We start from the raw sequence: 17,111 nt of genomic DNA on the forward strand, positions 1-17,111 counted from the left end.
CGTCCCCGTGTCAGGCGCCGCGGCCCAGCGGCGCCACGCCGATCCACGCCGCGTGCGCCCAGAACGCGAACGCCGCCCAGGCCACCACGCCCAGCACCACGGCGATCAACGTGCCGCCCAGCGTGCCCGGCGCGTACACCGTGCCCAGCGCCCGGTCGCGCTGGCGCGCGGCGCGAAAGTCGAGGACGGCCCACAGCAAAAAGGCGCCGAACAGCACCACATCGGCCAGCTTGGCCGTCGCCAGCAGGTGGCCAAAGGCCCACAGCTTGACGGCCAGCACCATCGGGTGGTGCAGCCGCGCCTTGATCTGGTTGCGCGGCACGTAGGCGGCGGCCAGAAAGATGAAGGCCAGCAGCGTGAACAGCGAGTTCAGGTGCTTCATCATCACCGGCGGCTGCCACAGCACCACCGGTTGCTGCCGCGCCAGGCTGTAGCCCCAGATGATCAGCGCAAAACCGAGCAGCGACACCAGCGTGTACAGCCCCTTCCACGGCTTTTCGCCCAGCCGCCCGATGGTCTGCGCGCGCCAGCCCTCGGCAAAAATGCGCATCGAATGCGCGCCCAGAAAGATCAGCAGACCAATGACGAGAACCAGCATGGCGTGTGTACCGCAAGGGTGAAGATGCGAACCATTATGGGACGCGGGGGTGACTGCCGTGCGAAGATCGCCCCATGCCCCTGGATCGCCCCCGCATTGCCCTGATCGGCGCGCCCACCGACGTCGGCGCCGGTGAGCGCGGCGCCAGCATGGGGCCCGAGGCGTTGCGCGTGGCCGGGCTGGTCGAGGCGCTGCGTGGCCAGGGCGCCGAGGTGCTTGACACCGGCAACCTGGCCGGCCCGCCCAACCCCATGCAGCCGCCCGTCGGCGGCTTTCGCCACCTGCCCGAAGTCGCCGCCTGGAACCGCGCCGTGCACGACGCGGTGCATGGCGCGCTGCAAGCGGGCCAATTGCCGATTCTGCTGGGCGGCGACCACTGCCTGGCCATCGGCTCCATCAGCGCCGTGGCGCGCCACGTGCAGGCGCGCGGCCAAAAGCTGCGCGTGCTGTGGTTCGACGCGCATGCCGACTTCAACACCGCCGCGCTCACGCCCAGCGGCAACATCCACGGCATGCCCGTGGCCAGCCTGTTTGGCGACGGCCCGCCCGAGCTGGTGGGCATTGGCGGCTTTTCGTCCGAGCGGCCCGCGCTGCGCGCGCCCGAGCTGCGCCAGATCGGCATCCGCAGCGTCGATGCGGGCGAAAAGCGCCTGGTGCACGAGGCCGGCATTGAGGTGTTCGACATGCGCTTCATCGACGAGCACGGCATGCGCGCCGCCATGGAGCGCGCGCTGGCGGGCGTCGATGCCGACACGCACCTGCACGTCAGCCTGGACGTGGACTTTCTCGACCCCTCGATCGCCCCCGGCGTGGCCACCACCGTGCCCGGCGGCCCGACGTACCGCGAGGCGCAGCTATGCATGGAGATGGTGGCCGACACCGGGCGGCTGGCGTCGCTCGACATCGTTGAGATCAACCCCGCCTACGACACCCACAACAACACCGCCGAGCTGGCGGTGGACCTGGTCGAAAGCCTGTTCGGCAAGAGCACGCTGATGCGCCGGCGCGGCGCTGCCTGACGATTTCGGAGGAGGAAGAACGTGCACCTGTTTTACCCGCGCTTTCACGCGCAGAGCTTTTACCGCAACACCTTCCTGGTCGACCGGCCGCAGCAGATCGCCCGCGCCGAAAAGTCCGACCGCGAATGGAACAACCTGGCCGAATCGGGCTGCCACTTCACCTGCATGGCCATGATCGCCGGCGTCGACCCGGCCACGCTGGCCGACGCTGCCATCAAGCAGGGGTATTACCGGCCCGACAAGGACTTGCCCGCCCGCGCGCTGAACGGCGACCGCGGCCCGCTGGTGTGGGACCAGAACGTGCCGGCCAAGAAGGGCCAATCCTTCACCTTCCCCAAGGTGTGGCACGCCGGCCAGGGCCGCCTGGTGGACCTCGAATTCACCTGCCGGCGCTGGGACGATTACGTGTCGCTGAAAGAGGCCACGCGGCTCATCCACGAGGCCGTCGTGCAGGGGCGCCACGTCGTCAGCGGCTCGTTCGAGCACAGCGTGCTGATCGCCGGCCTGTCCGCCGACGGCCCGCTGGTGTGGGACCCGGATGTCGAACGCGACAGCGGCGCGGCGCGGCGCCGGCTGCAAGAAATGGTCGAAGGTGGCCTGTCGCTGCGCGCGTGGGGCCAGCAAGAGAAGGTGCGCAAGTTCAGCGTGGTGGAGTACGAATTGAACGTGAAGGGCTGATGTCGCCCCGTCTGTTCACGTCGCCGGCAGCGGCAGCGCCGTGCCGCTCTTGACCTCCTCCATCACCGCATAGGTGCGCGTCTCGCGCACGCCGGGCAACTGCCACAGCACGCGGCCGGCAAAGGCGCGGTAGGCGGCCATGTCGGCCATGCGGGTCTTCAGCAGGTAGTCGAAGCCGCCGGCCACCATGTGGCATTCCAGGATGTCGCCCTGCACCTGCACGGCGGCCTTGAAGGCGTCGAACACATTGGGCGTGGTGCGGTCCAGCAGCACTTCGACGAACACCACCAGGCCGCGGCCCAGCTTGTCGGGGTTCAGCTCGGCGTGGTAGCCGCGGATGAAGCCTTCACGCGTGAGGCGCTGCACGCGCGCCAGCACGGCGGTGGGCGACAGGGCCACGGCTTCGGCCAGCTTGAGGTTGCTGATGCGGCCATCGGCTTGCAGGGCGGCGAGGATGCGCAGATCGGTGCGATCGAGCGTGGTGGATTCCATGGCCGAACATTGTGCGGCAAAGCCATGGAATTTCAGTTAAACATTCGATGACATCGCCTGAACAATGGCGGTTTGTTGTGAAGGCGGCCCAGGCCGCTCCGATCCACTTTGCGCTGCCGCCATGACACTGCACCCTCCCTTCGACGCCCTGCACGCCGAACTGGCGCCCCAAAGCCCCTTGCGCGACGCCATCACCGCCGCCACGCGCCGGCCGGAGGCCCAAGCGCTGGCGCCGCTGCTGGATCAGGCGCGGCTGGCGCCCGATCAGGCCCGCGCCGCGCACGACCTGGCCCATCGCCTGGCCGACACGCTGCGCCAGCGCAAGCGCGCTGCCGGCCGCGCGGGCATCGTGCAGGGCTTGTTGCAGGAGTTCGCCCTGTCGTCGCAAGAGGGCGTGGCGCTGATGTGCCTGGCCGAGGCGCTGCTGCGCATCCCCGACGCGGCCACGCGCGATGCGCTGATCCGCGACAAGGTGGGGCGCGGCGACTGGCAGGCGCATCTGGGACAAAGCCCCTCGCTGTTCGTCAACGCCGCCGCCTGGGGCCTGCTGCTGACGGGCAAGCTGGTGGCCACGCACAGCGAGGCGGGCTTGGGGCAGTCGCTCAAGCGCCTGACGGCCAAGGGCGGCGAGCCGCTGATCCGCAAGGGCGTCGACATGGCGATGCGCATGATGGGCGAGCAGTTCGTGACAGGCGAGACCATTGAAGAAGCGCTGAAGCACGCGCGCGGGCCTGAATCGCAAGGCTTTCGCTATTCGTATGACATGCTGGGCGAGGCGGCGCTGACCGCCGATGACGCGGCGCGCTATCTGGCCAGCTACGAAGCCGCCATCCACGCCATCGGCCGCGCGGCCGAGGGGCGCGGCGTGATCGGCGGGCCGGGCATCTCGATCAAGCTGTCGGCCCTGCACCCGCGCTACAGCCGCGCGCAACGGGCGCGCGTGCTGGCCGAGCTGTACCCGCGCGTGCTGCAGCTGGCGCAGCTGGCGCGGCAGTACGACATCGGCCTGAACATCGACGCCGAAGAGGCGGATCGGCTGGAGCTGTCGCTCGATCTGCTCGAAAAGCTGTGCCACGAGCCGTCGCTGGCCGGCTGGGACGGCATCGGCTTCGTGATCCAGGCGTACCAGAAGCGCTGCCCGTTCGTGATCGACTGGCTGGTCGAGCTGGCGCGGCGCACGCAGCACCGCCTGATGGTGCGGCTGGTGAAAGGCGCGTACTGGGACAGCGAAATCAAGCGTGCGCAGGTCGATGGCCAAAGCGACTACCCCGTCTACACCCGCAAGCCGCACACCGACGTCAGCTACCTGGCCTGCGCGCGCAAGCTGCTGGCCGCGCCCGAGGCCATTTACCCGCAGTTCGCCACCCACAACGCGCACAGCGTGGCGGCCATCGTGCAGATGGCGGGGCCAGAAGGCTGGCAGCCGGGGCAGTACGAATTCCAGTGCCTGCACGGCATGGGCGAGCCGCTGTATGAGCAGATCGTGAGCGGGCAACTCGGCGTGCAGCGCCCGTGCCGCATCTATGCGCCGGTGGGCACGCACGAGACGCTGCTGGCCTACTTGGTGCGGCGCCTGCTGGAGAACGGCGCCAACACCTCCTTCGTCAACCGCATTGCCGATGCGGACGTGCGGATTGAAGAGTTGATCGAAGACCCGGTGGTGCTGGTTGAAGGCGAGCAGCCCGTGGGCGCCCCGCACCCGCGCATCCCGCTGCCGCAGGCGCTTTACGGCGCCGAGCGCGACAACTCGCGCGGCATGGACCTGAGCGACGAGCACACCTTGCGATCGCTATCAAAATCATTGCAAACTGTTGTGGAAACACGTCGACAAACGGGCGATTTGACTGAAAAAACCGCGCCGGACGCGTTTGCAGGTGCCATTGGGGGTGGCGAAGGCTCCTTTCAGCCCGTGCACAACCCCGCCGACCGGCGCGACATCGTGGGCCACGTGCGCAACGCCGGTGCCGCCGACGTGGAGCGCGCGCTGGCGCAAGCCACCGCCTTCGCCCCCAATTGGGCCGCCACGCCGCCGGCCGACCGCGCCGCCGCCCTGCAACGCGCCGCCGACGCGCTGCAAGCCGACATGCCGCGCCTGATGGGCCTGCTGGTGCGCGAAGCCGGCAAGACCTGGGCCAACGCCATCGCCGAAGTGCGCGAGGCGGTGGACTTTTTGCGCTTCTACGCCGCCCAAGTGGCCGCGCAATTCGACAACGCCACGCACGTGCCGCTGGGCCCCGTGGTCTGCATCAGCCCATGGAATTTTCCGCTCGCCATCTTCACCGGCCAGGTCGCCGCCGCGCTGGCCGCCGGCAACGTGGTGGTGGCCAAGCCGGCGGAGCAGACGCCGTTGATTGCCGCCGAGGCCGTGCGCCACCTGCACCAAGCCGGCGTGCCGCCCGCCGCGCTGCAACTGCTGCCGGGCGATGGCGCTGCCGTGGGCGCCGCGCTGGTTGCCGACCCGCGCACGCGCGGCGTGCTGTTCACCGGCTCGACCGAGGTCGCGCGCCTGATCCAGGCCACGCTGGCCGAGCGCCTCAACCCCGATGGCCAACCCGTGCCACTGATCGCCGAAACCGGCGGCCAGAACGCGCTCATCGTCGATTCCTCCGCCCTGCCCGAGCAGGTGGTGCAGGACGTGATGCAGTCCGCCTTCGACTCCGCCGGCCAGCGCTGCTCGGCCCTGCGCGTGCTGTGCGTGCAGGACGACGTGGCCGCGCGCGTCGTCACCATGCTCAAGGGCGCGATGGATGAGGCGCGCATCGGTAACCCCGCCGCGCTGTCGGTCGACGTCGGCCCAGTGATCGACGCCGAAGCACACGCCGGCATCCAGCGCCACCTCGACGCCATGCGCGCCCAGGGCCACGCCGTGCACCAGGCCACGCGCGGCCTGGCCGAGGCGGCGGCGCACGGCACGTTCATCCCGCCGACGCTGATCGAGATCGACCGGCTGGATCAGCTGCAGCGCGAAGTCTTCGGCCCCGTGCTGCACGTGCTGCGCTGGCGCCGCGCCGATCTGGACGGCCTGATCGAGCAGATCAACGCCACCGGCTACGGCCTCACGGGCGGCGTGCACACGCGCATCGACGAGACCATCGCCCGCGTGGCGGCGCGCCTCGCCGTGGGCAACCTGTACGTCAACCGCAACCTGGTCGGCGCCGTGGTCGGCGTGCAGCCGTTTGGCGGCGAAGGGCTGTCGGGCACCGGCCCCAAGGCGGGCGGCCCGCTGTACCTGCTGCGCCTGCTGGCGCGCCAGCCTGCCGATGCGGCGCAGCGCGCGGTGCAGGCGCTGGGCGAAACCGAAGATGCGAGTCAAAACGGCCCGCAGCGCTTGCCAGAGGAGCGCGAGCAGCTACAAAAACTATTGCACACACAGATGCAATCACAAGGCCACCCGGCGTTGGCCGATGTCGTCGCCCCCTTGTTCGACAGCGCCCCATCGCCCGCGCCGCGCGGGCTGCCCGGCCCCACGGGCGAGCGCAACAGCTACCACCTGCACCCGCGCCGCCGCGTGCTGTGCCTGGTGTCGCGTCAAGCTCCAACTGTCGGCGTCCGCACCGCCCTCGACGCCCGTGGCGGCGTTGCTGATCTGGCCCATACGTCCAGTATGGGCGGCGATCAGCGCCTTGCCACAGGCGCCGATGACGGCACGGCCATCCCACACTTGAGACTTGACGCGACACTGGCCGGGCGCAGCGAAGACCGGCTGCTGCAACTGGCGGCGGTACTGGCCGTGGGCGCGCAAGCCGTGTGGCCGGCTGACGCCCAACACGACTGGGCGCGCCTGCCGGTGGAGTTGCTGGCGCACATCGCCATCACGCCCGACTGGCGCGCGCCGGGCGCTGATTTCGACGCCGTGCTGCTGCATGGCGATGCCGTCGATGCGCTGGCCGTGCAGCGCGCGCTGGCCGCGCGCCCCGGCCCCATCGTCGGCCTGACGGTGCGCCCGCCCGGCGCCACCGACCTGCCGCTGGCACCGCTGCTCACCGAGCGCAGCACCAGCGTCAACACTGCGGCGGCGGGGGGCAATGCGAGCTTGATGACGCTGGACGATGACGGGCGCACTTGAAGTCGGATACCGAATACCGAATACCGGACGCAGAGGACGCAAAGGATTCGCAGAGGACGCAAAAAATACAAAAGTGAATTCAGTATTGAGCACCCTGCCACTTGCCACGACTCGCGCATTTCCGCCTTTGGCCCCAGAAAAATTTTTGGTTTTCCTTTCGCGTCCTCTGCGAATCTTCTGCGTCCTCTGCGTCCGGCTGTTTGGATGTTTCGGTGGAATGCCCTCACAACCCCCGCAGCAGCTCGCTCGCCCCATCCCAGAAAATCTGCACGCCCACGCACAGCAGGATGAAGGCCGTCAGGCGCAGAAACACCACCAAGCCCACCTCGCCCAATGGCCGCAGAAGACGCCCGGCGTAGCGGTAAGTCAGCAGCACCAGCAGCCCGATGACGACCATCGCCGCCAGCCCGCCGGCAAAGTTGGCGGCGGTGACCGGCCACTGCCGGCTGTGCAGCGCCGCGCCCACCGTGATGGCCGCCGAGATCGAGCCCGGCCCGCAGGTCAGCGGAAAGGTCATCGGGTAGAAGGCCTGGATGCGCACGTGGTTGTCGTCCACCAGCTTGCGCGCCATCTCGGCGTTGTCGGCGCTGTCGGCGCTCACCGCGTGCGGCGCATACAGCATGTTCCACGCGGTGAAGGCGACGATCAGCCCGCCCGCCACGCGCACGATGGGGATCGAGACGCCAAAAAAATCCAGCACATAGGTGCCGATCACCATCGCGCTGGCCAGCATCAGCACCACGTTGCGGCCGATGCGCGTGGCCAGCGCGCGGCGCCGGGCGGGGTCGAGCTCGCGCGTCAGGTTGACGAACACCGGCGCCGACGCCGGCGGGTTGAGGATGGGCAGCACGCCCGCCAGCGCGAGCAAGAAGCTCTTGCCGAAGGCCAGGGCCAAAGCAGGGATTTCCATGATGGGGGCAGCGGTGCGTGGGTGGGTGTACAGTGAATTGTTTCAGGTCGGCGCTTGGCCGGCCGCGCCCATTTTCAGGAGAACCCCATGCCCGGACTGCTGCCGAACATCGATCCCGATGGCTTGCTTGAATTCTCGGTGGTCTACACCGACCGCGCCTTGAACCACATGTCGAAGAAGTTCCAGGGCGTGATGAAAGACATCTCGGCGATGCTGAAAGAGGTGTACCACGCCGACGCGGCCGTGCTGGTGCCCGGCAGCGGCACCTTCGGCATGGAGGCGGTGGCGCGGCAATTTGCCAACGACCAGCGCGTGGTCATCATCCGCAACGGCTTCTTCAGCTTTCGCTGGAGCCAGATTCTGGAGACGGGCAAGATCACCGCGCCCGAGAACATCACGGTGCTGAAAGCGCGCCGCACCGGCAGCGCCGCGCAATCGCCCTGGGCGCCCGCGCCGATTGACGAGGTGGTGTCCACCATCGCCAGCGTCAAGCCCGCCGTCGTTTTCGCCCCCCCACGTCGAAACCGCCAGCGGCATGATGCTGCCCGATGACTACATGAAGAAGATCGCCGACGCCGTGCACGCGGTGGGTGGCCTGTTCGTGCTGGACTGCATCGCGTCGGGCGCCATGTGGGTCGACATGCAGACCATCGGCGTCGATGTGCTCGTCAGCGCGCCGCAGAAGGGCTGGAGCTCATCGCCCGCCTGCGCCATGGTGTGCCTGTCGGCGCGTGCCCTGCAGACCATGGAAGGCACCACCAGCACCAGCTACGCCTGCGACCTGAAGAAGTGGCACCAGATCATGCAGGCGTATGAAACCGGCAGCCACGCCTACCACGCCACCATGCCGACCATGGCGCTGCTGAAATTGCGCGACACCATGGCCGAGACGCGCGAACGCGGCTTTGCGAAGGTGCGCGAACAGCAGATCGAGCTGGGCCGCAAGGTGCGCGCGCTGTTTGAGTCGCGCGGCCTGCCCAGCGTGGCGGCTGAGGGCTTCAAGGCGCCGGGCGTGGTGGTCAGCTACACGACCGACCCGGAGATCCAGAGCGCCAAGAAATTCATTGCCGAAGGACTGCAAACCGCCAGCGGCGTGCCGCTGATGTGCGACGAGCCGGCCGATTTCCGCACCTTCCGCATCGGCCTGTTTGGCCTGGACAAGTGGGCCAACGTGGATCGCAGTGTGGGGCATTTGCGCGATGCGCTGGATCGGCTGGGCGTGATCGCTCCTGAAAAAGAAGCAACCAGCGCTTGATGGGCGGGCGCCAGAGGCCGATTTGACCCAAAACCTGCTGCTGGTGCTGACCACCGTCGCCACGCGCGCCGACGCCGACGCGCTGGCCCGCGCCATGGTTGAGCAGCGCCTGGCCGCGTGCGCACAGATCAGCGCCATCGACAGCGTGTACTGGTGGCAGGGCGCGGTGCAGGCCGAGGGCGAATTCCGTGTGCTGTTCAAGACCACGGCGGAGCGCTATCCGGCGCTCGAATCCGCGCTGCGCGCCAGCCACCCGTACGAACTGCCCGCCATCGTCGCCCTGCCGGTGGCGCAAGCGTTGCCTGAGTTTGCGAATTGGGTCGGCACCGAGACGCGCACTGCGTGAATCTGGCGTTGGGCAAAAGGCCTTAAAACCACCGCGCCACCAGCGGCATCAGCACCGACGCCAGCAGCACTTGCAGACCGAGCGCCAACCCGGCGTAGGCGCCGGCGTCCAGGTTGACCTGCAGCGAACGCGCCGCGCCAATGCCGTGCGCCGCCGTGCCCATGGCAAAGCCGCGCGCCATCCAGCCGACGCGGTCGGTGCCCACGCCGAGCAGCGCGAACAGGTACTTGCCCGACAGCGCGCCGATCAGCCCCGTGAGCACCGCGAACACCGCCGCCAGCGCCGGCACGCCGCCGATCTTTTCGGCCACGCCCATGGCCACCGGCGCCGTGACCGACTTCGGGGCCAGCGAGCGCAGCACGTCTTCCGGCAGTCCCAAGGCCCAGCCGAGTGCTACAGCACTGATAGCTGCCGCCGCGCCACCCGCCAGCGCTGCGGCCACAAAACGCCCCCAATCGCGGCGCAGTTGCGCGCGCCGCTCCCACAGCGGAAAGCCCAGCGCCACCACCGCCGGGCCGAGCAGAAAATGGATGAACTGCGCGCCCGCGAAGTAGCTCGGGTAGGGCACGCCAGTCGCCAGCAGCGCGGCGCCCAGCGTCAGCACCGACCACAGCACCGGGTTGGCCCAGGGCGCCTGGTCCATGGCGGCGTAAAAGCGCTGCGCCAGCAGGTAGACGACCAGCGTCGCCGTCAGCCCGAACAGCGGGGCCGACGACAGGTAGACCCACAGCTGCACGAAGTCAGGCATCGGGCGCCTCCGCGGCGTGCGCGCGGCCGCGCATCAGCGCACGCAGGGTGAGCGCGCTCACGGCCAGGCCGATCCAGGTCGACAGCGCGATCACTGCCAGCAGCCGGAAGCCGTGTTGCTGCAGCACGCCCAGGTGCGTGATGACGCCCACGCCCACCGGCACGAACAGCAGCGACAGGTGCGCCAGCAGAAACCGCGCCACCTCCGTCACCGGCTCGCGCAGCGGGCGCCAGCCAAGCGCCGGCATCAGCAGCAGCATGCCGATCACCGGGCCGGGCAGCGGCAGGCTGAAGGCGCGGGACAGCACTTCGCCCACCAGTTGCAGCAACAACAGCCAGGCCAGCCCGCGCAGCGCTTGCATGGCGTGCGATTAAAAACGTTCCAGTTCAGGGAAGGGCAGGCGTCCGCTGCGCACCAGCATCTTGCCGTATTCGGCGCAGCGGTTGAGCGTGGGAATGACCTTGCCGGGGTTCAGCAGCCCCTGCGGATCGAAGGCGCGCTTGATGCCGAACATCTGCTCGTTCTCGTCGGCGCTGAACTGCACGCACATGCTGTTGAGCTTTTCGATGCCCACGCCGTGCTCGCCGGTGATGGTGCCGCCCATGGCGACACTGGTCTCCAGGATGTCGGCGCCGAACAGCTCGGCCCGGTGCAACTGGTCGGGGTCGTTGGCGTCAAACAGGATCAGCGGGTGCAGGTTGCCGTCGCCGGCGTGAAACACGTTGCAGCAGCGCAGGCCGTACTTCACCTCCATCTGCTGGATCGCCAGCAGGATGTCGGCCAGCCGCTTGCGCGGGATGGTCGAATCCATGCACATGTAGTCGGGGCTGATGCGGCCGCTGGCCGGGAAGGCGTTCTTGCGCCCGCTCCAGAAGCGCAGGCGCTCGGCCTCGGACTCGCTTACTGCAATTTTGGTAGCGCCCGCCGCCGTCAGCACCTGCGTCATGCGGCCAATTTCTTCCTCCACCTCTTCCGGCGTGCCGTCGGATTCGCACAGCAGGATGGCGGCGGCCTCCAGGTCGTAGCCGGCGTGCACGAAGTCCTCGACGGCGGCCGTCATGGGCTTGTCCATCATCTCCAGCCCGGCGGGGATGATGCCGGCCGCGATCACCGCCGCCACCGCATCGCCCGCGTGGCGCACGTCGGCAAAGCTGGCCATGATGCAGCGCGCCAGGCGCGGCTTGGGCAAAAGCTTGACGGTGACCTCAGTCGTCACGGCCAGCATGCCTTCGCTGCCGGTGATCAGCGCCAGCAGGTCGTAGCCGGGCGCGTCCAGCGCCTCGCCGCCGAATTCGACCGGCTCGCCTTCGGCGGTGAAGCCTTTCACCTTGAGCACGTTGTGCAGCGTCAGCCCGTACTTCAGGCAGTGCACGCCGCCCGAGTTTTCGGCCACGTTGCCGCCGATGGTGCAGGCAATCTGGCTGCTCGGGTCGGGCGCGTAATACAGGTCGTGCGCGGCGGCGGCTTCGCTGATCGCCAGGTTGCGCACGCCGCACTGCACCTGCGCCGTGCGCGCCAGCGGGTCGATCTTGAGGATGCGGTTGAACTTGGCCAGCGACAGCGTCACGCCGCGCTCGTGCGGCATCGCCCCGCCCGACAGGCCCGTGCCCGCGCCGCGCGCCACCACCGGCACGCCCAGGCTGTGGCAGGTTTTCAACACCTGTTGAATCTGTTCGTAACTCTCGGGCAGTGCCACCGCCAGCGGCCGCTGGCGATATGCGGTCAGGCCGTCACATTCGTACGGGGTCGTCAGCTCGTCCGTCCACAACAGCGCCTGCGGCGGCAGTTGGCGGGACAGCGCAGCAACCACCTGCGCCTGCAGCTCTGATTTTTGTAGTGCGGGGGCTGGCTGACCAGCGATGGCGGCGTCCATGGCAAGGCAATAAGGGGCAATCGGGTCACTATAGAGCATCGCGCCGCGCCGTCAGCGCGCCGCCGGGCGTGGCAAGGCACAATCGGCGCATGGATATTGGGCGGATCGGCCCCGCGCTACGGCGCGGCGCCGTATGGACAAAGAAGAACCAGCACATGAAACGATGGACGGCCTGCAGCCTGATCTGGGCCTGCGGATGGACAGCGGCCTATGCCGCGCCCGCGCAGCAGTCACCGGCGCCCGCGCCCGTGCTGGTGCATGCGGACGAGGTGCTGCCCACGCGCATGGTGCTGTGCCAGCGCGAGGTCGGTGCGGCTGCGCGCGACCGCAAGGGCAAGATCCGCGCCTGCCTGGCGCGCCGCCTGGAGGGCGAGCGCATCGTCGAGCGCAACTGCAAGCGGCAGGCCAGCGCGGTCAGCGGCGCCGCCGCGCGCACCCTGGCCCAGCGCGACTGCGAACGCACGGCGCTGGCCGTGCCCGCCGGTGAATTGCCCAAGCGCGCGCCGCCCAAGCCCAAGGCGCCTGCCGACAGCGCGTCGCCCAACAAGGCCGCCGCGCCCACCCCGACCCAGCCGGCGGCCGGCGAAAACTGACGCGCCGACGCCCCATGCGCAAGAAAAAAGCCCGCTGCAACAGCGGGCTTTTTTGCATGGCGTGCGGCCGTCGGATCAATCAGGCCGCGCTCAACCAGTAGCCCGCGTTGAACGGGCTGCTCATGCGCAGCGCCAGCGGGGAGATGTCGACCAGCTTGTCGGTCGGCATTTTTTCGCCGGCATCGACTTCGATGTCAGCGGGGGGCGGTTTCGCCCTGAGCCTCGTTCGCCCGTTCTGCTTGGCCAGCTTGTGCAGAACGGGCTACAGAAAAGAATAGAAGCACCTGAACGGTATCTTCCGGTCGTTCCAGTAGTCGGCGGCATCGCGGAAGATGTCGAGCAGCTGCTCGCGCGCTTCCTTGTCGAACTTGGCGGTGGCCGGGATCGATTCCAGCACCACGATGAAGCCCGGCTGCGGGCCCGACTTGTGCAGCGGGTCCGTCATGCAGTCGTACAGCGCGTCGAAATTCTTGCCGAAGTGCGCCGGAAAGGTGAATTGCTGGGCAATCATGTCCAGCACGTCCTGCTTGGTCTGGGCCTGGGCCAGGTTGGCGTACAGGAAGTGCTGGCCAAGCTGCGCCGCCGCTTCCTGCAGGTCGTGCACGCGGAAGGCGCGGATCGACTGCACGATGTTGGTGCGCACGCCCTTGAGCGGCGTTTCCTGGGGTTGACGAAGTGGCTGATCCATCTCCGCTGCTTTCTCTGGAGTCAAAAACCGGTGGGTGCCCGTGGCGACAGACGATACGGGCTGAAACTGTTCAAACGCTTTCATGGCACGATCTTCCTGAAACTCGAATAGTGATCGTTGGTGTACCAGCACGCTTCGGGCGCGGTCAGCTGCCGGCCGCCGCAAATGATGCGGCGCGCACCTCGGTCGCGACTGCGCGGAGTTTCCACGGTGTATTCGCGGTAGTGGCCGCGCCGCTCGCGCGGCAGCAGTCGCTCCCGGTTGCCGAACACCGAACCATCCTTTTCGTACGGAAACGGGCCGCCTTGCAGGATCAGCGCCATCGTGCGCTGGCCCTGGGCGGGCAGGTCCGCCACCGAGATGGTGGATTCGTCACTGCCCGAAGAGCCCCACGACAGCAGGCCACGCGCATCGGCGGTGCCCGCCAAGGGGAGCACCACCGCCAGCACCGAAGCTGCCACCGACAAGCGGGAAAACCGGACAGCACGCGATGCCGCTGTTCGCAACATGAAAAACACCTTTCGGAAACCTCCGGGTTTACCCGAAAATTTCAAGGCGGTAGTGTGACTCAGACGCTCCAAAAAAGCAAGGGCGTGCCTAATTTGCAGGCACGTGCCCTGCCCGCGGCCAAATCGGAGTAGTCAGTGCTCGCTTACTGAGCAGCCTTCATTGCGGCACGTTGGCGTCGGCGACCGTCAGGGCGGTCATGTTGACGATGCGGCGCACCGTGGCGCTGGCGGTGAGGATGTGCACCGGCTTTGCCGCGCCCAGCAGCACCGGGCCGATGGCGATGTTGCCGCCGGCCGCGGTCTTGAGCAGGTTGTAGGCGATGTTGGCGGCGTCGATGCCGGGCAGCACCAGCAGGTTGGCGTCGCCGCGCAGGGGGCTGTCGGGCATGATGTCGGCGCGCTGGGCGGCGTCGAGCGCCACGTCGCCGTGCATCTCGCCGTCCACTTCCAGCCAGGGCGCCTGTTCCTGCACCAGCGCCAGCGCCTGCCGCATCTTGACCGCGCTGGGCTGGTTGGACGAGCCGAAGTTGGAGTGCGACAGCAGCGCCGCCTTGGGCTTGAAGCCGAAGCGCATCATCTCCTCGGCCGCCATGACGGTGATGTCGGCTAGCTGCTCGGCGGTGGGGTCGTAGTTGATGTGGGTGTCGACCAGGAACACCTGCCGGCCCGGCAGCAGCAGGCCGTTCATGGCGGCGTAGGTGCGCGCGCCCGGCTTCTTGCCGATGACCTGGTCGATGTAGGTCAGGTGCATCTGGTTGGTGCCCCAGGTGCCGCAGATCAGCCCGTCCACGTCGCCGCGGCGCAGCAGCATGGCGCCGATGAGCGACAGGCGCCGCCGCATCTCGATCTTGGCGATCGGCACCGTGATGCCCTTGCGCTTGGTGAGCTGGTGGTAGCTCTGCCACAGCTCCTTGTAGCGGTCGTCGGCCTCGACGTTCACCACGTCGTAGTCGGCGCCCTCGACCAGCCGCAGGCCGAACTTCTGGATGCGCTGGGCAATGATGGCCGGGCGGCCGATCAGCGTCGGGCGGGCGATGTGGTCGTCCACCACGATCTGCGCGGCGCGCAGCACACGCTCTTCCTCGCCCTCGGCGTAGGCCACGCGCTTGCGGGCCGCGTTGCGCGCCACGTCGATGATCGGCTTCATCGTGGTGCCGGAGGCATAGACGAAGGTCTGCAGCTTGTCTCGGTAGGCCTCCAGGTCGGCGATGGGGCGGGTGGCCACGCCGCTCTGGGCCGCCGCTTCGGCCACGGCCGGGGCAACGATCATCATCAGCCGCGGGTCGAAGGGCTTGGGGATCAGGTATTCGGGGCCGAAGCTCAGCTGCTCGCCCACGTAGGCGCGGGCCACCACCTCGCTCTGCTCGGCCTGCGCCAGGTCGGCGATGGCGTGCACGGCGGCGATGCCCATGGCGTCGTTGATCGTCGTGGCGCCGCAATCCAGCGCGCCGCGGAAGATATACGGGAAGCACAGGACGTTGTTGACCTGGTTCGGGTAGTCGGTGCGGCCGGTGGCCATCACGGCGTCGTCGCGCACCGCCTTCACGTCCTCGGGCAGGATTTCGGGGTGCGGGTTGGCCAGCGCCAGGATCAGCGGGCGCGCCGCCATGCGCGCCACCATGTCGCCTTTGAGCACGCCGCCGGCCGACAGGCCCAGGAAGACGTCGGCGCCGTCGATCACTTCGCCCAGCGTGCGCTTGTCCGTCTTCTGCGCGTAGACGGCCTTGTCCGGGTCCATCAGCTCGGTGCGGCCCTCGTAGACCACGCCCTTGATGTCGGTCACCCACACGTTTTCGCGCCGCACGCCCAGCTTGACCAGCAGGCCCGTGCAGGCCAGCGCCGCGGCGCCGGCGCCGCTGACCACCAGCTTCACATCCTCGATCTTCTTGCCCACCACCTTCAGGCCGTTGACCACCGCCGCGCCTACCACGATGGCGGTGCCGTGCTGGTCGTCGTGGAAGACGGGGATCTTCATGCGCTCGCGCAGCTTGCGCTCGACGATGAAGCACTCGGGCGCCTTGATGTCTTCCAGGTTGATGCCGCCAAAGGTCGGCTCCAGCGCGGCGATGATCTCGACCAGCTTGTCCGGGTCCTTCTCGTTGATCTCGATGTCGAACACGTCGATGCCCGAGAACTTCTTGAACAGGACGCCCTTGCCTTCCATCACCGGCTTGCCCGCCAGCGCGCCGATGTCGCCCAGGCCCAGCACCGCGGTGCCGTTGGTGATGACGCCCACCAGGTTGCCGCGCGCGGTGTACTTGAAGGCGGCGGCCGGGTCCTTGACGATTTCCTCGCACGGAAACGCCACGCCCGGCGAATAGGCCAGCGACAGGTCGTGCTGGTTGACCAGCTGCTTGGTCGCGGCAATGGCAATCTTGCCGGGCACCGGGTGCTCGTGGTAGTCGAGCGCGGCGCGGCGCAGGTCGGTGCGCTTTTCTTCGCTGGCGGGGGGCGGCGTGGGCATGGTGTCTCCTCAGTCTCGGTGCGCGGTCATTCTAGGGTCGGCGAACATGTCCCCGGCCTACGCACAAACCGCAGTGTCGGACAAGGCCGCGTCCTGCGCTCCGGCAGTGGGCGCGGCCGCCGGGGCGCGCTAGCATGGGGGGGCTGTCCTTCCCCACTTTCAGAAAGGAATATCCCATGGCCCTCTTTGACGTTCTGCAACAGGTTCTGAACAACGCCCGCGCCCCCGAGCCGCACCAGATCGACCAGATCACGCGCGAAGCCTCGCGCGACGACCTCAAGGTCAGCGTCGGCGAGGCCCTGCGCTCCAAGGAAACGCCGCAGCTGTCCCAGATCGTGGCCGACATGTTCGACAAGGCTTCGCCCGAGCAGCGCGCCGCCATCCTGAACTCGCTGACCGAACACCTCGGCCCCGGCGCGCTGGCCGGTGTGGCCGGCGGCGCACTGGCCGGCCACGAAGGCCGCGACACGCCGCTGGTGCCGGTCGACAAGGCCACGAAGATCACGCCCGACCAGGTGCGCGACGTGGTCACCACCGCGCGCACGGCCGACGAGCCGGGCGTGTTTGACCGCATGAGCAGCTTCTACGCCGAGCACCCCGAGCTGGTGAAGACGCTGGGCGCCGGCGCGCTGATGATCGCCCTGGCGCGCATGAAGCAGAGCATCGTTCGCTGACCTGCACCCCCGCTGGCGGTTTGCATGTCAAACAGGCCGCCAGCGCAGGCTGAATCAGCGCAATCAGCTATCTAATTGGTAGCTGATTGCCTGGCTTGGTCAGGCCTGGATACGGTGTGCGCCGCCGCGTAGGCGCACGCTGACAGCGCAAATGCCTGATGGCTGCTAACGCCTCGGTGGCCTGGGACTTAAGGTTGG

15 protein-coding genes and 1 pseudogene are annotated in these 17,111 nt (G+C 68.3%); 7 read left to right on the forward strand and 9 right to left on the reverse strand.

All coding sequences use genetic code 11. From position 1 onward, the window contains the following. Window positions 1-10 precede the first annotated feature (10 nt). On the reverse strand, window positions 11-598 hold the full coding sequence (locus R0D99_RS00455) for an NnrU family protein (protein ID WP_317749473.1): 588 nt from the start codon (window positions 596-598) through the stop codon (window positions 11-13). 74 nt (window positions 599-672) lie between these two features. On the opposite strand from R0D99_RS00455, the gene rocF reads away from it, so the two are divergent. Continuing rightward, complete coding sequence (rocF, locus tag R0D99_RS00460; protein WP_317749474.1) at window positions 673-1,617, forward strand: arginase; 945 nt, start codon at window positions 673-675, stop codon at window positions 1,615-1,617. A gap of 21 nt (window positions 1,618-1,638) precedes the next feature. Next, the gene (locus R0D99_RS00465) at window positions 1,639-2,295 is read left to right on the forward strand and encodes a hypothetical protein (RefSeq protein ID WP_317749475.1); all 657 of its coding nucleotides are present in this window, start codon (window positions 1,639-1,641) and stop codon (window positions 2,293-2,295) included. A 15-nt stretch (window positions 2,296-2,310) separates the two neighbouring features. On the opposite strand, the gene R0D99_RS00470 is transcribed toward R0D99_RS00465, so the two are convergent. Continuing rightward, window positions 2,311-2,787, reverse strand: coding sequence for a winged helix-turn-helix transcriptional regulator (locus R0D99_RS00470; protein WP_317749476.1), 477 nt, complete (start codon window positions 2,785-2,787; stop codon window positions 2,311-2,313). Between the two features lie 121 nt (window positions 2,788-2,908). Here R0D99_RS00470 and putA point away from each other — a divergent pair, with 121 nt between their 5' ends. After that, window positions 2,909-6,853, forward strand: a complete 3,945-nt coding sequence (putA, locus tag R0D99_RS00475) for a trifunctional transcriptional regulator/proline dehydrogenase/L-glutamate gamma-semialdehyde dehydrogenase (protein ID WP_317749477.1) — start codon at window positions 2,909-2,911, stop codon at window positions 6,851-6,853. 223 nt (window positions 6,854-7,076) lie between these two features. On the opposite strand, the gene R0D99_RS00480 is transcribed toward putA, so the two are convergent. Then, complete coding sequence (locus R0D99_RS00480) at window positions 7,077-7,763, reverse strand: MarC family protein (RefSeq protein ID WP_317749478.1); 687 nt, start codon at window positions 7,761-7,763, stop codon at window positions 7,077-7,079. 87 nt (window positions 7,764-7,850) lie between these two features. On the opposite strand from R0D99_RS00480, the pseudogene R0D99_RS00485 reads away from it, so the two are divergent. Together R0D99_RS00485 and cutA are read left to right on the forward strand one after the other, a co-directional pair. Further along, window positions 7,851-9,018, forward strand: a pseudogene (locus R0D99_RS00485) (aminotransferase class V-fold PLP-dependent enzyme). 22 nt (window positions 9,019-9,040) lie between these two features. Continuing rightward, on the forward strand, window positions 9,041-9,364 hold the full coding sequence (gene cutA / locus R0D99_RS00490) for a divalent-cation tolerance protein CutA (protein WP_317749479.1): 324 nt from the start codon (window positions 9,041-9,043) through the stop codon (window positions 9,362-9,364). A gap of 22 nt (window positions 9,365-9,386) precedes the next feature. Here the strand turns inward: cutA and R0D99_RS00495 are convergent, their stop codons facing one another. The 3 genes from R0D99_RS00495 to R0D99_RS00505 are packed head-to-tail and all read right to left on the reverse strand — an operon-like array spanning window position 9,387 to window position 11,985. Next, on the reverse strand, window positions 9,387-10,112 hold the full coding sequence (locus R0D99_RS00495) for an LrgB family protein (RefSeq protein ID WP_317749480.1): 726 nt from the start codon (window positions 10,110-10,112) through the stop codon (window positions 9,387-9,389). Beyond that, a complete protein-coding gene (locus R0D99_RS00500; RefSeq protein WP_317749481.1) occupies window positions 10,105-10,473 on the reverse strand; it encodes a CidA/LrgA family protein in 369 nt (122 codons plus the stop codon). Before R0D99_RS00500 ends, R0D99_RS00495 begins: the two co-directional genes overlap by 8 nt. Window positions 10,474-10,482: 9 nt before the next feature. Next, the gene (locus R0D99_RS00505; RefSeq protein WP_317749482.1) at window positions 10,483-11,985 is read right to left on the reverse strand and encodes an FAD-linked oxidase C-terminal domain-containing protein; all 1,503 of its coding nucleotides are present in this window, start codon (window positions 11,983-11,985) and stop codon (window positions 10,483-10,485) included. A gap of 155 nt (window positions 11,986-12,140) precedes the next feature. On the opposite strand from R0D99_RS00505, the gene R0D99_RS00510 reads away from it, so the two are divergent. Then, on the forward strand, window positions 12,141-12,578 hold the full coding sequence (locus R0D99_RS00510; protein ID WP_317749483.1) for a hypothetical protein: 438 nt from the start codon (window positions 12,141-12,143) through the stop codon (window positions 12,576-12,578). 262 nt (window positions 12,579-12,840) lie between these two features. Here the strand turns inward: R0D99_RS00510 and R0D99_RS00515 are convergent, their stop codons facing one another. From R0D99_RS00515 to R0D99_RS00525, 3 genes are all read right to left on the reverse strand, one after another. Beyond that, window positions 12,841-13,266: a barstar family protein gene (locus R0D99_RS00515; RefSeq protein WP_317751159.1), complete on the reverse strand. Its 426-nt coding sequence runs from the start codon at window positions 13,264-13,266 to the stop codon at window positions 12,841-12,843. A gap of 80 nt (window positions 13,267-13,346) precedes the next feature. Then, window positions 13,347-13,775 carry a ribonuclease domain-containing protein gene (locus R0D99_RS00520; RefSeq protein WP_317751160.1) on the reverse strand — a complete coding sequence of 143 codons (429 nt, stop codon included), beginning with the start codon at window positions 13,773-13,775 and terminating at the stop codon, window positions 13,347-13,349. 157 nt (window positions 13,776-13,932) lie between these two features. Next, window positions 13,933-16,239 (reverse strand): NADP-dependent malic enzyme, encoded by a 2,307-nt coding sequence (locus R0D99_RS00525; RefSeq protein ID WP_317749484.1) that lies wholly within the window; start codon window positions 16,237-16,239, stop codon window positions 13,933-13,935. Between the two features lie 176 nt (window positions 16,240-16,415). Here R0D99_RS00525 and R0D99_RS00530 point away from each other — a divergent pair, with 176 nt between their 5' ends. Next, complete coding sequence (locus R0D99_RS00530; protein WP_317749485.1) at window positions 16,416-16,913, forward strand: hypothetical protein; 498 nt, start codon at window positions 16,416-16,418, stop codon at window positions 16,911-16,913. Window positions 16,914-17,111 lie beyond the last annotated feature (198 nt).

It is taken from the genome of Ottowia sp. SB7-C50 (assembly GCF_033110285.1).
Lineage (GTDB): Bacteria > Pseudomonadota > Gammaproteobacteria > Burkholderiales > Burkholderiaceae_C > Ottowia.